The 14,914-nt window shown below is 62.9% G+C and carries 18 protein-coding genes; 15 read left to right on the top strand and 3 right to left on the bottom strand.

The genetic code is table 11. The features are described from left to right. Positions 1–4 precede the first annotated feature (4 nt). The 4 genes from FJW07_RS20395 (at position 5) to FJW07_RS20380 (ending at position 2,654) form a co-directional block, all read left to right on the top strand. Entirely contained in the window at positions 5–271 is a 267-nt protein-coding gene (locus FJW07_RS20395; protein WP_140655658.1) for a helix-turn-helix transcriptional regulator, read from the top strand. A 167-nt stretch (positions 272–438) separates the two neighbouring features. Next, positions 439–1,167, top strand: coding sequence for a LuxR family transcriptional regulator (locus tag FJW07_RS20390; protein WP_140858470.1), 729 nt, complete (start codon positions 439–441; stop codon positions 1,165–1,167). 67 nt (positions 1,168–1,234) lie between these two features. Then, positions 1,235–1,849 carry an acyl-homoserine-lactone synthase gene (locus FJW07_RS20385; RefSeq protein ID WP_140858468.1) on the top strand — a complete coding sequence of 205 codons (615 nt, stop codon included), beginning with the start codon at positions 1,235–1,237 and terminating at the stop codon, positions 1,847–1,849. A gap of 106 nt (positions 1,850–1,955) precedes the next feature. After that, entirely contained in the window at positions 1,956–2,654 is a 699-nt protein-coding gene (locus FJW07_RS20380) for a response regulator transcription factor (RefSeq protein ID WP_140858467.1), read from the top strand. Positions 2,655–2,742: 88 nt separating this feature from the next. Here the strand turns inward: FJW07_RS20380 and FJW07_RS20375 are convergent, their stop codons facing one another. The 3 genes from FJW07_RS20375 to FJW07_RS20365 are packed head-to-tail and all read right to left on the bottom strand — an operon-like array spanning position 2,743 to position 4,827. Continuing rightward, complete coding sequence (locus tag FJW07_RS20375) at positions 2,743–3,519, bottom strand: amino acid ABC transporter ATP-binding protein (RefSeq protein ID WP_140858465.1); 777 nt, start codon at positions 3,517–3,519, stop codon at positions 2,743–2,745. Then, entirely contained in the window at positions 3,519–4,178 is a 660-nt protein-coding gene (locus tag FJW07_RS20370) for an ABC transporter permease subunit (RefSeq protein ID WP_140858464.1), read from the bottom strand. Before FJW07_RS20370 ends, FJW07_RS20375 begins: the two co-directional genes overlap by 1 nt. Then, positions 4,168–4,827 carry an amino acid ABC transporter permease gene (locus FJW07_RS20365; protein WP_140858462.1) on the bottom strand — a complete coding sequence of 220 codons (660 nt, stop codon included), beginning with the start codon at positions 4,825–4,827 and terminating at the stop codon, positions 4,168–4,170. Before FJW07_RS20365 ends, FJW07_RS20370 begins: the two co-directional genes overlap by 11 nt. Before the next feature lie 428 nt (positions 4,828–5,255). Here FJW07_RS20365 and trbB point away from each other — a divergent pair, with 428 nt between their 5' ends. From trbB to FJW07_RS20310, 11 genes are read left to right on the top strand one after another with little or no spacing between them, the layout of a single operon-like run. Further along, a complete protein-coding gene (gene trbB, locus FJW07_RS20360; RefSeq protein WP_140858460.1) occupies positions 5,256–6,239 on the top strand; it encodes a P-type conjugative transfer ATPase TrbB in 984 nt (327 codons plus the stop codon). Then, positions 6,236–6,568: a TrbC/VirB2 family protein gene (locus tag FJW07_RS20355; protein ID WP_140858458.1), complete on the top strand. Its 333-nt coding sequence runs from the start codon at positions 6,236–6,238 to the stop codon at positions 6,566–6,568. Before trbB ends, FJW07_RS20355 begins: the two co-directional genes overlap by 4 nt. Beyond that, positions 6,568–6,849: a VirB3 family type IV secretion system protein gene (locus FJW07_RS20350; protein ID WP_140858457.1), complete on the top strand. Its 282-nt coding sequence runs from the start codon at positions 6,568–6,570 to the stop codon at positions 6,847–6,849. Before FJW07_RS20355 ends, FJW07_RS20350 begins: the two co-directional genes overlap by 1 nt. 10 nt (positions 6,850–6,859) lie before the next feature. Then, positions 6,860–9,310: a conjugal transfer protein TrbE gene (trbE, locus tag FJW07_RS20345; RefSeq protein WP_140858455.1), complete on the top strand. Its 2,451-nt coding sequence runs from the start codon at positions 6,860–6,862 to the stop codon at positions 9,308–9,310. Next, the gene (gene trbJ, locus FJW07_RS20340) at positions 9,307–10,065 is read left to right on the top strand and encodes a P-type conjugative transfer protein TrbJ (protein WP_140708190.1); all 759 of its coding nucleotides are present in this window, start codon (positions 9,307–9,309) and stop codon (positions 10,063–10,065) included. Before trbE ends, trbJ begins: the two co-directional genes overlap by 4 nt. An 11-nt stretch (positions 10,066–10,076) precedes the next feature. Continuing rightward, positions 10,077–10,403 carry a putative entry exclusion protein TrbK-alt gene (gene trbK-alt, locus FJW07_RS20335; protein WP_140858453.1) on the top strand — a complete coding sequence of 109 codons (327 nt, stop codon included), beginning with the start codon at positions 10,077–10,079 and terminating at the stop codon, positions 10,401–10,403. Positions 10,404–10,405: 2 nt separating this feature from the next. Then, on the top strand, positions 10,406–11,767 hold the full coding sequence (gene trbL / locus FJW07_RS20330; protein ID WP_140858452.1) for a P-type conjugative transfer protein TrbL: 1,362 nt from the start codon (positions 10,406–10,408) through the stop codon (positions 11,765–11,767). 3 nt (positions 11,768–11,770) lie between these two features. Next, positions 11,771–12,460 carry a conjugal transfer protein TrbF gene (gene trbF / locus FJW07_RS20325; RefSeq protein WP_140858450.1) on the top strand — a complete coding sequence of 230 codons (690 nt, stop codon included), beginning with the start codon at positions 11,771–11,773 and terminating at the stop codon, positions 12,458–12,460. Continuing rightward, entirely contained in the window at positions 12,457–13,521 is a 1,065-nt protein-coding gene (trbG, locus tag FJW07_RS20320; protein WP_140858448.1) for a P-type conjugative transfer protein TrbG, read from the top strand. The genes trbF and trbG overlap by 4 nt, the downstream gene beginning before the upstream one ends. Further along, positions 13,518–14,654, top strand: coding sequence for a TrbI/VirB10 family protein (locus tag FJW07_RS20315; protein WP_140858447.1), 1,137 nt, complete (start codon positions 13,518–13,520; stop codon positions 14,652–14,654). Before trbG ends, FJW07_RS20315 begins: the two co-directional genes overlap by 4 nt. 1 nt (position 14,655) lies before the next feature. Further along, positions 14,656–14,877 carry a DUF2274 domain-containing protein gene (locus tag FJW07_RS20310; RefSeq protein ID WP_140858445.1) on the top strand — a complete coding sequence of 74 codons (222 nt, stop codon included), beginning with the start codon at positions 14,656–14,658 and terminating at the stop codon, positions 14,875–14,877. Positions 14,878–14,914 lie beyond the last annotated feature (37 nt).

Genomic DNA, 14,914 nt, shown 5'->3' with positions numbered 1-14,914 from the left:
TTTGATGAAACTTCGCGGCGTTTTTGGTCTGAACGTGCAGCGGCTTCGGAGAGAAAGAAAACTTTCTCAGGAGCAGTTGTCTTTCGTTTCGGGCCGCACGCGAGCCTATATCAGCAGCGTCGAGGCCGGTCGGCGCAACGCCACGCTGGATACAGTCGAGATTCTGGCGAAGGCCTTGGATGTCGAGCCGCAAGAGTTAATCACGGCCGTTCCATCGAATCGGCGAGCAGTCCGGGGGAAAAAGCAAACGACGCCAAAGTCAGCAGAATGAAGCGCGGTCTGTTCACGTAATATTGATCCGGCTTTCAGGTTCTTTATCTTTGCGACCGCTAATTGACTCCTGAAGTGTACATTCGGCGCAAGTCCCATTGAATATATCGCATTTGTGACCGTAAGTTCTTGGCTGGGAGGGGGCTTGACGCTTGTCGAGGTCTGCCGATGGAGATGGATAGTCTTGTCGGGTTGTTTGCAGCGATCTCAAGGATCGATGCCGCGTCCTCGGTGGATGGTATCCTCCAAGAGTTCCGCTCTGCCATCGAGCGTTATGGCCTGCGTTATTTTCTGATCACCGGCCTGCCCGTGCCGCACGACACCGACTGGAGGCGAGAGATCCTGGTCGATGGTTGGCCGCCCGAATGGTACCTTCGCTACATGGCAGAGGATTACTTTTCGCATGATCCCTGCGTCGCGCAGTGCCGGCATTCGTCGAAGCCATTCCTGTGGCACGAACTTCCGCCCGCAAAGCTTTTTGCGCGCGCAAAGCTGGTGATGGATGAAGCGGCGGACTTCGGAATGGGCCAAGGTCTCTGCGTTCCCGTCCACGTGCCGTTGGCGGGCCCAGGCGTCGTCACGGCAGCGGGCGATCGAATTGAAATAGCCCCGAGCGTCGTGCCATTCATCGAGACGCTTTGCGTACATACGTTTCGACGCCTCTCAGGGCTGGAAGAATCCGGCCAGGGCGTTGCGGCCGTGCCCTTGACGCCGCGTGAGCGCGAACTCCTGGAGTGGAGCGCCGAAGGCAAATCGAACGAAGACATCGCCTGCATCCTCGGCGTCACAAGGAACACAGTCGAAAGCCATCAGCGCAACATTCGAGGCAAGCTCGATGCAGCCAATGTCTCGCATGCCATCGTCAAAGCTCTGCGACGACAGGAAATCCAGATTTAGCAATACCTGAATACCGTCATACGGGCACGAAGCGTGTTTTCCTACGACCTCCACTTTTGGAGGCGTCATGGTCCGTATTCATCTGGTCACCTGGGAAAACAGGAAGCAGTATAGAAAAGTGCTGGAGCGCTATTTTCGTATCCGGTACGAAATTTACGTCAAGCATAGACGATGGCGCGCCGTCGCCCGGCCCATCAACATTGAGATCGACGCCTTCGACAACGAGCATGCGCTTTATATTCTGGCGCTCGATACCAACGGCAAGATCGTCGGCGGCTCCCGTCTTGTTCCGACGCTGCAGCCGCATCTGATGAGCGAGGTCTTCCCGGTTCTGGCCGGCGGGACGCCTCCGAGAGCGGCAGATATTTTCGAATGGACCCGCTTCTTCATCATTCCTTCGCTTCGCACTCAGGGAGCTTCTTCTCCAGTCGCCGGCGTCGTGCTGTGCGGCCTTCTTGAAACAGCGCAAAGCCTCGGGATTCGACAGATCAGCGTGGTGTGCGAAACATTCTGGCCGAAACGCCTGCGTGCGCTTGGCTGGACGCTTTTCGAACTCGGCAACGTGCTCGAGCATCCGGATGGCGATATCATCGCGCTGCTGATCGATGTCACGCCTGAGGCCATCGAGCAGACGCGCCGCGCTTATGGCATCACCGGCGTCATACTTGCGGATAAAATCTAGGCTGATTGCTACCGGCAACTGAGGGTCGCCCGCCAGGGGATATTGTCATCGCGCCCATTTGCGCGGTAGTCAGCCCTATGATGCACCGCATTCGGTTGATGGACTCATGACGCCGCTGGTCCTGATCTCTTCGAAGGACCCGGATTTCTTTCTGGTTTTCGGGCATATCCTTTCAGTAGCCGGCTTCGAAACTCGCCTGATCACGGCAGACAAGGAGATTGCGCGCGTCATCAAGGCCGAAACGCCGCTTGCCGTTATCCTGGACTGTCAGCCGGGCGACCGCGCAATCGCCAAGCAATGCCTGTCGCTGAAGTCGTCCGAAGCGACACGGGCAACGCCTCTTGCAGGTTTGGTCGCGCCTCGTTCCGGCAAACTGCACCTGGACCTTATCAAGGCGGGCGTCGACGAGATATTTTCGCGGCCCTTTGCGCCCGAGCAGCTTCTGGCCTGGCTGCATGGCAAAGCAGGTGTTGCGAAGCTCGCGCGCGAAACCAAGACAGGCGATCTGGTGCAGGGCGATTTCCGGCTGGAGCGACAGACCCACCGGACATTCTTCAAGCAAAAAGAGATCGCTATGCCGCCGATCGAGTTCAAGCTTTTGCGCAGCCTTCTGGCGCAACCTGGCAAGGTCTTCAGCCGGGAGGAACTGGTCGCGACCGCATGGCCTGAACACGCCGCCGCAACCGATATACGGGGTGTTGACGTTCATATTGCCAGGTTGCGCAAAAGGCTTCGGGCATGCGTGGGAAGCGATGTGATCCGGACCGTCCGCTCGGCCGGCTACGCGTTCGCGCCGGACTGGTAACCTGCTCGGGGATTCCGCACCTGCCGATCGCCCTGTTGGCGTTCGTGCACGTCCATTGCCGGCACGCCGGTGCATACGCAATCTGTTCTCAATGGCTCAGGATAGTATCCAGGAACAGCCGCGTGCGCGGGTGAGCGGCTCTAGAGAAAAAGTCGTTGGAAGAGGCATGCTCGACGATGCTGCCTTCGTCCATGAAAATGATCTCATCGGCGACTTCGCGTGCAAAGCCCATTTCATGCGTCACGCAAACCATGGTCACGCCGGTTTTCGCGAGCGCGATCATGACGTCGAGCACTTCCTTGATCATTTCCGGGTCGAGCGCCGAGGTGGGTTCATCGAACAGCATGATGCGGGGATCGAGGCAGAGCGCGCGCGCGATCGCCGCCCGCTGTTGTTGGCCCCCCGACAGCTGGGCCGGATAGGCCCGCGCCTTTTCGGGAATGTGCACCGCCGTCAGATGCCGCATGGCGATCTCTTCGGCCTCCTGCGCCGATTTCAAGAGGACCCGGCGCAGCGCCAGCGTGCAGTTCGCAAGCACGGTGAGGTGAGGGAAGAGGTTGAAGCTTTGGAACACCATGCCGGTTAGCCGGCGCGCCGTCGCGGCATCGCGATCGCTTTTTCCCAGACTTCTCCCTTCAAACTCTATCGTCCCCTTTTGGAAACGCTCAAGACCGTTGATGCAGCGAATCAATGTCGACTTGCCGGACCCGGACGGTCCGCAAACGACGACGCGTGCACCCGGCCGTAAGGTCAGATCTATGTTTTTCAAAACGTGCAGCGCACCGAACCACTTGTTGAGGCCGTCGATCCGCACGAGGGGGAGGGATTCATGCCTCGAGGTCGGAAGCGCGCGCCGGTCGAGCATCAGCGACGCCCGCTCGCAAGCAGGAACTTCTCGATGCGCTTCACTCCATAAGAAACGATCAGCGCCAGGGCGAGAAACAGAACGCCGGCGACGGTCAGCGGCTCAGCGTAGCGATAGGTTTCGGAAGCGATATCGAAGGCGCGCCCGAGCATTTCCGGCACCGCCAGGATCGCGAGATAAGGCGTCGCCTTAAGGATCGAAACCAGATAATTGCCCAGGGGCGCGGCGATGTTGCGCAGCATTTGGGGTGCGATGACGAAGATGACCGTGTCGCGGCGCGTGAGCGACAAGGCTCTGGCTGCTTCCTGCTGGCCCCTCGGAATAGCGTCGATGCCCGCCTTGAACACCTCGGCCAGATAACCGCTGTAGTATAGGCTGAGCCCCAATATGCCCACCGTCATGGCGCCAAGCCGGATCCCGTAGAAGGGCATGACGAAATACAGGAAATAGAGCCAGGCCAGAACCGGCGTCGAGCGGATGAAGTCGATCAGGAAGCGCACGGCGAGGCCAGGCGCACCCCCGCCGCGGCGGATCATTTCGAAAGTGAAGCCAAGCGCCGACGCACCGAGGCAACTCAAGACCGTGGCGAGCAGGGTGGCCCCGATCGCACCGATAATGGTCGGGATGGTGGCGAGCGCGAAGCCGAAGTTAAATCCCACGAGACGTTCCTCTTTCGGGACTGACCCGTGCCTCGAGCCAGCGGCCGGCGAGCGCGATCGGATAACAGACGACGAAGAAGGCTAGCAGCAGCGCCGAATAGATCGCGACCGGGTCGTACTCGGTCTGCGAGATTTCCTTGGCGCGGAAGGTCATGTCCGTCAACGTGACCAACGAGACAAGGGAAGTCGCCTTGACGAGCTGAATGAGGTTGTTGACGAATGTGGGGCTCATGGCGACCAACGCCTGGGGCAGCTCGATCAGAAGCAGGATCGCCGGGCGCGAGAGGCCGAGCGCCATGCCAGCCTCGCGTTGGCCGGCAGGAAGAGATTGGAGCCCGGCCCGCACCGCTTGGCTGGCGTAGCCGCCGCTATTGAGGCCGAGCACCAATGCACTGACGGACATTGCCGATAGAGTGACCCCCATGACCGGCAGAACGTAGTAAAAGACGAAGAGCAGGACGACGACCGCCGAACTGCGCCAGAATTCGATTACTGCCGTGACCAGAAAGCGCGTCAAGCCGGTGGTCAGAAACTGCGCGACCCCGAAAATAAGCGCGAAGGGCACTGCGAAGACCAAGCCATAAGCTGTGACCGCTGCCGTTATGCGCAGCCCTTGCAGGATCCCAAGCCAGATGTCGAGCATGCTCATGAAGCTTCGCCGCCCTTTGCCGTCAAGGGGCGCGGCGTTGCGACGGTCGGGGCGCCTCGAGCATATTTGGAAAAGCCTGTTTGGCGCCGCGAAACCGAGCCCTCCAATCCGAACCGCATGACAATCCTCCGCGCCCTGAAAGGAACGATCGCCCGTTCGGCCAGGTCATCGATGCCCTCTCATAAACCCGGCGGGAGTCATGTGTCAATAAACATGTACATAGTATTGCGAAAGTTTATATTCTGCCGATCTTGGAACGCCTCGATACGCCGCCATAAAGATTCCTGACCTCGGCGCCGCCGTTCGCCGGTTTTTGCTCGCTGCGCTACGACGGCAGTCGAAAGCTGTTGAACCGGGCCGCTCCAGGCCTCTCTTGCTCATCCCCGACCGGGAACTGCTTGACGAGTTCCCGATCCAACGGGGACAGGATGGCTATCTCGCACAACGATACCGAAGGACGCGCGCGCAGCTCGCGTATGCTGCGCACCGCGCTCGGACCCGCCATCGCCCGGTTCCTAGACGATCCCGCGATCGTCGAGGTCATGCTGAACCCGGACGGCCGGATCTGGGTGGATCGGCTTTCGGAAGGTTTGGCCGATACGGGGGAAATGCTCGCGCCTGCCGCTGGCGAGCGGATTGTGCGCCTGGTCGCCCATCATGTCGGCGCCGAGGTCCATTCCCGTTCCCCGCGCGTCTCGGCCGAGTTGCCGCAAACCGGTGAGCGTTTCGAAGGCCTGCTGCCGCCCGTGGTCGCCGCGCCGGCTTTCGCGATCCGCAAGCCCGCGGTCGCCGTGTTCACGCTCGATGACTATGTCGCGGCGGGCATCATGACTTCTGCCCACGCCGCTATGTTGCGCGCCGCGGTTGCTGGCCGCGCAAACATCCTCGTTGCCGGCGGCACGTCGACGGGCAAGACGACCCTCACCAACGCGCTGCTCGCCGAAGTGGCGAAAGGGACGGACCGGGTCGTCATCATCGAGGACACCCGCGAACTGCAGTGCGCGGCCCCCAACCTCGTCGCGATGCGCACCAAGGATGGCGTCGCCACGCTTTCCGACCTGGTTCGTTCCTCGCTGCGCCTGCGGCCCGATCGCATTCCCATTGGCGAGGTGCGCGGCGCCGAAGCGCTGGACCTCTTGAAGGCATGGGGCACCGGGCATCCCGGTGGCATCGGCACCCTTCATGCCGGCTCCGGTATTGGCGCTCTGCGCCGACTTGAGCAGCTGATTCAGGAGGCCGTCGTCACTGTCCCGCGTGCGCTGATCGCCGACACGATCGGCCTTGTCGCCGTGCTCGCCGGACGCGGCGCCGCGCGACGGCTTGTCGAACTGGTCAGGGTCGAGGGCCTGGGCCCCGATGGCGATTATCGCATTGCTGAAGCCACACCGATCAACACAGGAGAAATTTCATGATCCGCCTTTCTTCGCGCTGCCACGCCAGCCTGGCGGCGGCCAGTGCCGCCATTGCCCTCAACCTCATGGTCGCGCCGGGCGCCTTTGCGTCGGGCTCCTCGATGCCGTGGGAACAGCCGCTCGAGAAGATCCTGCAGTCGGTCGAAGGACCGGTGTCCAAGATCGTCGCCGTCATCATCATCATCGTCACCGGCCTGACGCTGGCCTTCGGCGACAGTTCGGGTGGCTTCAGGCGGCTGATCCAGATCGTTTTCGGCCTTTCGATCGCGTTCGCGGCGTCAAGCTTTTTCCTTTCGTTCTTCTCGTTCGGCGGCGGAGCGTTGATCTGATGACAACCACTTTCGAACAGCTCGACACAGTGCCGGGGTGGACCGTGCCCGTGCACCGGGCGCTGACCGAGCAGATCCTGCTCGGGGGCGCGCCGCGCGCAATCGCGATCCTGAATGGCACGCTGGCGGGCGCTGTCGGTCTTGGGCTGCGGCTCTGGCTGGCCGGTCTTCTGATATGGGCAATCGGACATTTTACGGCGGCATGGGCTGCCAGGCGCGATCCGCTTTTTTTCGAAGTCGGGCGCCGGCACATGCGGCTGCCCGGGCATCTGTCGGTTTGAGGGCGCCGCTATGATGAGCCTTGCCGAATACCGCCGGACTGCTGCTCGCCTTGCCGACTTTCTGCCTTGGGCGGCACTCGTCGCCCCCGGGGTCGTGCTCAACAAGGATGGCAGCTTTCAGCGCACCGCGAGGTTTCGCGGACCCGATCTCGACTCCGCCGTAGCGGCGGAACTTGTCGCGGTGGCATCGCGCATCAACAATGCCTTTCGTCGTCTCGGCTCGGGCTGGAGCATCTTCGTCGAAGCGCAGCGGCACGAAGCGGCTTCTTATCCCGAGAGCCAGTTTCCCAATGCGGCCTCCGGCTTGCTCGATGCCGAGCGCAAAGCCGACTTCGACGAGGAAGGGGTTCACTTCGTATCGAGCTACTTTCTCACATTCCTGTTCCTGCCGCCGCCCGAAGACGCCAAGCGCGCCGAGAGCTGGCTTTATGAGGGTCGCGACCAGGCCGGCGCGGATCCGGGCGAAATCGTCCGCGCTTTCGTCGACCGGACTGAGCGCGTGCTGTCCCTGGTCGACGGGTTCATGCCTGAATGCCACTGGCTCGATGACGGCCAAACGCTGACCTACCTGCATTCGACCATTTCGACCAAGCGCCATCCGGTGCGCGTCCCCGAGACCCCAATCTATCTCGATGCGCTGCTAGCCGACGAGCCGCTCGCCGGTGGGCTCGAACCGCGGCTCGGCGACAAGCATCTTCGCGTGCTCACCATTGTCGGCTTCCCGACCGCCACGACACCTGGCCTGCTTGATGACCTCAATAAGTTGGCCTTCCCGTACCGCTGGTCGACCCGCGCGATCCTGCTCGACAAGGTCGACGCTGTCCGCCTTTTGACCAGGATACGGCGGCAATGGTTCGCCAAGCGCAAGAGCATCGCCTCGATCCTGAAGGAGGTGATGACCAACGAGGCATCAGCACTCCTCGACACCGACGCCGCCAACAAGGCGGCCGACGCCGACACGGCGTTGCAGGAGCTCGGCGCCGACATGGCAGGCATGGCCTATGTCACCGCGACCGTCGCCATATGGGATTCCGATTCGCGCGTCGCGGACGAGAAACTACGGCTCGTCGAGAAAATCATCCAGGGCCGCGACTTCACGGCGATCGTCGAGACCGTCAACGCCGTCGACGCCTGGCTCGGCTCGTTACCCGGGCATGCTTATGCCAACGTCCGTCAGCCGCCTATCTCGACGCTCAATCTCGCCCACATGATCCCCCTCTCTGCCGTGTGGGCGGGGCCGGAACGGGATGAGCATCTGGTCAGTCCTCCCTTGCTTTACGGCAAGACCGAAGGCTCGACCCCGTTCCGGTTGGTTCTTCATGTCGGCGACGTCGGTCACACGCTGGTCGTCGGCCCGACCGGCGCCGGCAAGTCGGTGCTGCTGGCGTTGATGGCGCTGCAATTCTGCCGCTACCGCAACGCTCAGGTCTTCGCCTTCGACTTCGGCGGCTCGATCCGCGCGGCGACGCTCGCCATGGGCGGCGACTGGCACGATCTCGGGGGTCATCTCACCGAAGGCATGGACGCTTCCGTTTCGCTGCAGCCGCTCGCCCGCATTCATGACACGTACGAGCGCGCCTGGGCGGCTGACTGGATCGTCGCGATCCTGACGCGCGAGGATATCCAGATCACGCCGGACGCAAAGGAGCATATCTGGGCGGCGCTGACCTCGCTCGCCTCGGCTCCGGTCGAGGAGCGCACCATCACCGGGCTCAGCGTGCTTCTGCAAGCCAATGACCTGAAACAGGCGCTTCGTCCCTACTGTGTTGGTGGCCCGAACGGCCGGCTGCTCGACGCAGAGGCCGAACACCTTGGCCAGGCATCCGTGCAGGCGTTCGAAATCGAAGGTCTGGTGGGCACGCAGGCCGCGCCGGCCGTCCTGTCCTATCTGTTTCATCGCATCGGCGACCGGCTCGACGGTCGTCCGACACTGCTCATCATCGACGAGGGCTGGCTTGCCCTCGATGATGACGCGTTCGCCGGGCAGTTGCGCGAGTGGCTGAAGACGCTCCGCAAGAAGAATGCCAGCGTCGTCTTCGCCACCCAGTCACTCTCCGACATCGACAATTCGGCTATCGCGCCGGCGATCATCGAAAGCTGTCCAACCAGGCTGCTGTTGCCCAATGAACGCGCGATTGAGCCGCAAATTACCGCCATTTATCGCCGCTTCGGCCTGAACGACCGCCAGATCGAGATTCTGGCCCGGGCCACACCCAAGCGCGATTATTACTGCCAGTCCCGTCGCGGCAATCGTCTCTTCGAGCTCGGCCTGTCCGAGGTCGGGCTCGCGCTTTGCGCCGCGTCCTCGAAGAGCGATCAGGCCCTGATCGGCAGCATCATCGCCGAGCATGGCCGCGACGGCTTCCTGTCGGCGTGGCTGCGTGCCCGCGACGTCGGGTGGGCCGCCGACCTCATTCCCAACCTCTCCGTTCCCGAACCTGAAAAGGATTCCAAACCATGACTGTTCGTCAAAGCCGCCGGCGCGTCCTTCTTCTGGTCGCGGCGACGCTCGCCGCGCCGATCGCGATCTCGCCGATGATGACTTTGCCAGCGCATGCCTTGATCGTGTTTGATCCATCGAACTACTCCCAGAATGTCCTGACGGCTGCGCGCTCGCTGCAGCAGATCACGAACCAGATCACCTCGCTTCAGAACCAGGCCCAGATGCTGATCAACCAGGCGCGCAACCTGGCGAGCCTGCCTTTGTCCTCGCTGCAGCAACTGCAACAGTCGGTGCAGCGCACGCAACAGCTTCTCGGCGAAGCACAGAACATCGCCTTCGACGTCCAGCAGGTCGACAAGGCATTTCAGCAGCAATACAGCAGCGTCTCGCTCTCTGCTTCCGACCAGCAACTCGTCACGGACGCGCGCTCGCGCTGGCAAAACACAGTGGGAGCTCTCCAGGACGCAATGCGCGTCCAGGCGGGCGTCGTCGGAAACATCGACACCGGCCGCGCGCAGATGTCGGCGCTGGTCGGCGCCAGCCAGTCGGCGACCGGTGCGCTGCAGGCGACGCAAGCCAGCAATCAGTTGCTTGCGCTTCAGGGCCAGCAGCTTGCGGACTTGACCGCCCTGGTAGCCGCCAATGGTCGCGCCCAGGCGCTGACCGAGGCCGAGCGTGCTGCCGCGGTCGATCAGGGGCGTGAGCAACGCCGCCGCTTTCTGGCGCCTGGCTCCGGCTACCAGGCCGGCTCGGTCCAGATGTTCAACCGCTGAGGTCGATCGCCATGGACGGCAAAACCCTCGCTCGCGTCGTGGCCGTCGTCTTGGTCGCCGTCGCCATGACGGCGACGGCGCTCGAGATGAGCCGGAAGGAACACAAACCGGTGGGGGAGGGTCAGCACACACCGGCGGCCTCGGTCCCGAATTCGCATCGCGATGGCCTGCGCCGCTGCCAGGCGCTCGGCGAGGCTGCCCTGCGTGATGATGGATGTGCGCGGCTGTGGGCCGAACAGCGTGATCGCTTCCTCGGTCTGGAAAAGCCGTCGGGGAATTCGATCGTCGAGCCGGCCACTTCGCGGTCGCCGGATGCTGGCCAGCACGAGGCCCGGTAGACATGGGCAATACCGGCGTCATCGACCAATTCCTGGCCACCTTCACCCGTTATATCGACAGCGGCTTCGGCCTGCTCGGCGGCGAGGTCGCCTTCGTCGCCACCACGCTAATCGTTATTGACGTAACGCTTGCCGCGCTCTTCTGGAGCTGGGGCGCCGACGACGACATCCTCGCGCGGCTCGTCAAGAAGACGCTCTTTGTCGGTGTCTTCGCCGACCTGATTTCGAATTGGAACAGCCTCGCCCAAATCATCTTCGAGAGTTTCTCCGGTCTTGGTCTCAAGGCGAGTGGAACCGGCTTCTCGGCACAGGATCTGCTGCACCCGGGCAAGGTGGCGCAAACCGGCCTCGACGCCGGACGACCATTGCTTGAGGCGATCTCCGGTCTGATGGGCTACGTCTCCTTCTTTGAAAACTTCATCCAGATCGCTTGCCTGCTCTTTGCCTGGGCGCTCGTCCTGCTCGCCTTCTTCATCCTGGCGGTGCAGCTCTTTGTGACGCTGATCGAGTTCAAGCTGGCAACGCTGGCCGGCTTCGTGCTGATCCCCTTCGGCCTCTTCGGCAAGACGGCCTTCATGGCCGAACGCGTGCTCGGCAACGTCATCTCGTCCGGCATAAAGGTTCTGGTGCTTGCCGTGGTCATCGGCATCGGATCCACGCTCTTCGGCGAATTCACCCAAGGCTTCGGCGGCGAGAACCCCACCATCGACCAGGCCATGGCGATCGTGCTGGCAGCGCTGTCGCTGCTTGGTCTCGGTATCTTCGGTCCCGGCATCGCCAACGGCCTCGTCGCGGGTGGACCGCAGCTTGGCGCCGGTGCGGCCGTCGGGACTGGCCTGGCCGCGGGTGGCATCGCCGTTGCAGGCTACGGAGCAGCCAGCCTCGCGACGCGAGGCGGAACAGCCGCATTCGCGGGGGCGGCCTCAACCGTGCGTGGCGGGACCTCACTCGCTGGCGGCGGTTCGGCCGCCTATATGCTTGGCGCCGCCGGCCAGTCTGGCGTGACAGGCATCGCCTCCGGCTTGGGCGGCATTGCGCGCGCTGGCGCTTCAGCGGCAATCTCTCCACTCAAGCGCGCCGCTGCAAACACCGATCAAGCTCTTAAGTCGAACTTTGCCTCTGGCGTCGGTTCGGCCGCTGAAATCACCGGCGGCTCGTCGACCATGGGAACGATTGGCGGCGCCGCTGCGCCAACCGCGTCCGGCGTGGGCAAGCCATCCAGCACTCAAGGACAGCCCGAATGGGCCAGACGCTTGCATCGCTCCCAGCGCCTCGCCCACGGCGCCCAGACCGCCGCCCACGCGGTGCGCGCCGGTGACAGCCATGGCGGCGGAGCCTCGATTTCTCTTTCTGAAGGCGAATGAACCATGAGCACCTTTAGGCGCCCCGCCGTCCACTACGGCAAGAGCCCTCGACCGGAAACTCCCTATCAAAAGGCTGAGCAGATCTGGGATGAACGCATCGGCTCCGCACGCGTGCAGGCTCGCAACTGGCGCGCCATGGCGTTCGGGTCGCTCATCCTGTCGGCGGGGCTAGCCACCTCACTGGTCTGGCAGTCGGGCCGCGGCACGGTCGTGCCCTGGGTCGTGCAGGTCGATAAGCTCGGCCAGGCTCAAGCGATCGAGCCGGCAACCGCCGACTATAAGCCGACCGATCCGCAGATCGCGTGGCATCTCGCCCGCTTTATCGAGCAGGTACGCTCCATCCCCGCTGACCCGATCATCCTGCGCCAGGACTGGCTGCGCGCCTATGATTGGACCACCGACCTGGGTGCTGCGGCGCTCAACGACTATGCGCGCGCTGCGGATCCTTTCTCCAAGGTCGGCAAGCAGCAGGTCGCGGTGGACATTTCTTCGGTCATCAGAGCCTCGCCGGGCTCCTTTCGTGTCGCCTGGATCGAGCACCACTACGAAAACGGTCAGCTTTCAGGCACCGAGCGCTGGACCGCGATCCTGACGATCGTGACTCAGATGCCAAGCGACGCCGAACGGCTTCGCGCCAATCCGCTCGGTATTTACGTCAACGCCATCAACTGGTCGCGGGAGATGAGCCAATGAGCCCGACATCGCGTCTTGTTGCCGGCACGACTTTCCCAAGATATCTGCTGTCGGCCATGCTGGTGTCGGGGACGACGCTGCTTGCGGGTTGCGCCACGCCTGCGAAAAAGCCGCCGACGATCAGCTACGATACCTATGTTCCACCCTTGCCGCTGGCTCCGGCCGCCGCGACCGACCAAAGGCCGAAGCCTCTTCGCGTGCCACCAGGCTGGGCACCCGCGCGGGGCGGCGCCGTCGGGCAAACGCCGACCGCCCGAATCGAAAACGCAAACGCCGCGGCGCGCGTGGAACCGCGCCGTGAGGGCTATTACAACGCGATTCAGATCTACCCGTGGAGCGAGGGAGCGCTCTACCAGGTCTACGCCTCACCTGGCCAGATAACGGACATCGCGCTCGAGCCGGGCGAGAGCCTGACCGGAAACGGTCCGATCGCCGCCGGTGATACCGCACGCTGGATCATCGGCGACACCGAAAGCGGGTCCGGCATTGCCCGACGCGTCCACGTCCTGGTGAAACCCTCGCGGGCGGACATCACTACGAACCTTATCATCGCCACGGACCGGCGCAGCTATATGCTTGAGCTACGCTCAGGCGCGAAGCCCTACATGCCTGCCGTTGCGTGGTCCTATCCGGCTCTGAAAGCGGACCTCCCGCAGACGATCGCCACAACGCCGGTCATACCGGACGTTACAGTGCGCAACTATCGCTACGGCCTCACCGGGGACAGCCCGCCCTGGAAGCCGGTGAGCGCCTACGATGATGGGCGCAGGGTCTATATCGAGTTTCCGCGCGGCATCGTGCAAGGCGAGATGCCGCCGATTTTCGTCATCGGTCCGGACGGCGAGGCTGAAATCACCAACAGCCGCGTCTATCGAAACGTCCTGATCGTCGACCGCCTTTTTGGTGCGGCCGAACTGCGTCTTGGCGCTGGCAAGCGGCAGCAGACGGTAAGGATCGTGCGCATTGATGGAGGAACAGACCATGGATTGTGGCGGAGGCCAAGCGTCAGCGCCGCGTCGAAGGTGCCGAACGCAATGCACAGGGGAGCGCTGCAGCCATGAATGAGGACGATAAGGACGTCGGACCCATGCGGCTTCGCGCCGACCCGCCGCGTGTGACGCGTCTGTCGCGCAAGATGCTCGCAGGCATCGGCTTCGTCGCCTCGCTCGGTGTCGGCGGCGCGCTGATTTACGCTCTGCAGGACGCCGACACATTCAAGCAGGGCGAGGAGCTCTACCCTACCTCCAATCGGCCGCCCGCGGACGGACTGGCAAGCCTGCCGCGCGACTATGCCGGCCCGATCCTTGGGCCGCCGCTGCCTGGCGATCTCGGCAGGCCGATCCTCGATGCCCAGAAGAAGGGGCAGGCCGTCGTGCCCCCCTCAATCGCGAGCCCTGCGGTTGACGAAGCCGAGCAGCGCCGACGAGCCGAAGAGGAAGCGGCCAGAACCTCGCGCGTCTTCTTCCAGACAGCGCAAGGAGATCCCAAGACCGCCGAAGCGTCCGTCCCTCCTGTTAGCGATCTTGCCAGTCAGTATGCTCAGCCAAATGCGCAGGATCGCCAGCTTTCCTTCCTGTCTGCCGCCGCTGACCGGCGTACAGTGGCCCCGGATCACATCACGCCTCCCGCGTCACCCTATGTGCTTCAAGCCGGTGCCGTGATCCCGGCCGCGCTCATTACGGGTATCCGGTCGGACCTTCCCGGGCAGATCAGCGCTCAGGTGACCGAAAATGTCTATGACAGCCCCACCGGCCGCTCGCTGCTTGTCCCGCAAGGCACTCGTATTGTTGGGCAGTACGATAGCGGAATTGGTTCCGGGCAGCGCCGCGTGCTGCTTGTCTGGAACAGGCTGATCTTTCCCGACGGACGCTCCATGGTGCTGGAGCGGCAGCCTGGCGCGGACGCACAGGGCTATGCCGGCATAGAGGACGACGTCGATTATCACTGGGGCGAGTTGTTCAAGGCCGCGGCGTTGTCGACCATTCTGAGCGTTGGCGCGCAGGCCGGTTCTTCTGATCAAGACAGCGATATTGTGCGGGCTCTGCGAAGCGGCGCTTCCGATAGCGTCAGCCAGGTAGGCCAGCAGGTCGTTCAGCGGCAACTCGCTATCGCCCCGACGCTCACGATCCGGCCGGGGTTTCCCGTTCGCGTCCTCGTCACCCGCGACCTTGCCCTTGAACCATACGGAGGTTGACATGGCCAAGTTGAAACTCGCAACGATCGCCGACGACAAGCCAGTGAAGATTACGGTGGAACTGCCGGCTCCCCTGCATCGCGATTTGGTGAAATACGCAGAGATCCTTGGGCGCGAGACCGGGCGGCCGTCTGCCGATCCATCGCGCTTGATCACGCCGATGCTTGAACGGTTCATCGCAACGGACCGCGGTTTTGCGAAAGCAAAGAAGGAGGAGGCTTAGACCGAGCTTTCCTGTGGCCAACGACCGGCGAGCGTCT

The sequence above is a fragment of the Mesorhizobium sp. B3-1-9 genome, from assembly GCF_006439595.1.
In the GTDB taxonomy this organism is placed as follows: domain Bacteria; phylum Pseudomonadota; class Alphaproteobacteria; order Rhizobiales; family Rhizobiaceae; genus Mesorhizobium.
Note: the sequence above shows the minus strand (reverse complement) of the source record. Positions and strands in the feature narration are given on the sequence as shown.

Coding starts and splice junctions, on each gene's coding strand:
- FJW07_RS20395 (WP_140655658.1), top strand. CDS start 5: ATGAAACTTCGCGGCGTTTTTGGTCTGAACGTGCAGCGGCTTCGGAGA.
- FJW07_RS20390 (WP_140858470.1), top strand. CDS start 439: ATGGAGATGGATAGTCTTGTCGGGTTGTTTGCAGCGATCTCAAGGATC.
- FJW07_RS20385 (WP_140858468.1), top strand. CDS start 1,235: ATGGTCCGTATTCATCTGGTCACCTGGGAAAACAGGAAGCAGTATAGA.
- FJW07_RS20380 (WP_140858467.1), top strand. CDS start 1,956: ATGACGCCGCTGGTCCTGATCTCTTCGAAGGACCCGGATTTCTTTCTG.
- FJW07_RS20375 (WP_140858465.1), bottom strand. CDS start 3,519: ATGCTCGACCGGCGCGCGCTTCCGACCTCGAGGCATGAATCCCTCCCC.
- FJW07_RS20365 (WP_140858462.1), bottom strand. CDS start 4,827: ATGAGCATGCTCGACATCTGGCTTGGGATCCTGCAAGGGCTGCGCATA.
- trbB (WP_140858460.1), top strand. CDS start 5,256: ATGGCTATCTCGCACAACGATACCGAAGGACGCGCGCGCAGCTCGCGT.
- FJW07_RS20355 (WP_140858458.1), top strand. CDS start 6,236: ATGATCCGCCTTTCTTCGCGCTGCCACGCCAGCCTGGCGGCGGCCAGT.
- FJW07_RS20350 (WP_140858457.1), top strand. CDS start 6,568: ATGACAACCACTTTCGAACAGCTCGACACAGTGCCGGGGTGGACCGTG.
- trbE (WP_140858455.1), top strand. CDS start 6,860: ATGATGAGCCTTGCCGAATACCGCCGGACTGCTGCTCGCCTTGCCGAC.
- trbJ (WP_140708190.1), top strand. CDS start 9,307: ATGACTGTTCGTCAAAGCCGCCGGCGCGTCCTTCTTCTGGTCGCGGCG.
- trbK-alt (WP_140858453.1), top strand. CDS start 10,077: ATGGACGGCAAAACCCTCGCTCGCGTCGTGGCCGTCGTCTTGGTCGCC.
- trbL (WP_140858452.1), top strand. CDS start 10,406: ATGGGCAATACCGGCGTCATCGACCAATTCCTGGCCACCTTCACCCGT.
- trbF (WP_140858450.1), top strand. CDS start 11,771: ATGAGCACCTTTAGGCGCCCCGCCGTCCACTACGGCAAGAGCCCTCGA.
- trbG (WP_140858448.1), top strand. CDS start 12,457: ATGAGCCCGACATCGCGTCTTGTTGCCGGCACGACTTTCCCAAGATAT.
- FJW07_RS20315 (WP_140858447.1), top strand. CDS start 13,518: ATGAATGAGGACGATAAGGACGTCGGACCCATGCGGCTTCGCGCCGAC.
- FJW07_RS20310 (WP_140858445.1), top strand. CDS start 14,656: ATGGCCAAGTTGAAACTCGCAACGATCGCCGACGACAAGCCAGTGAAG.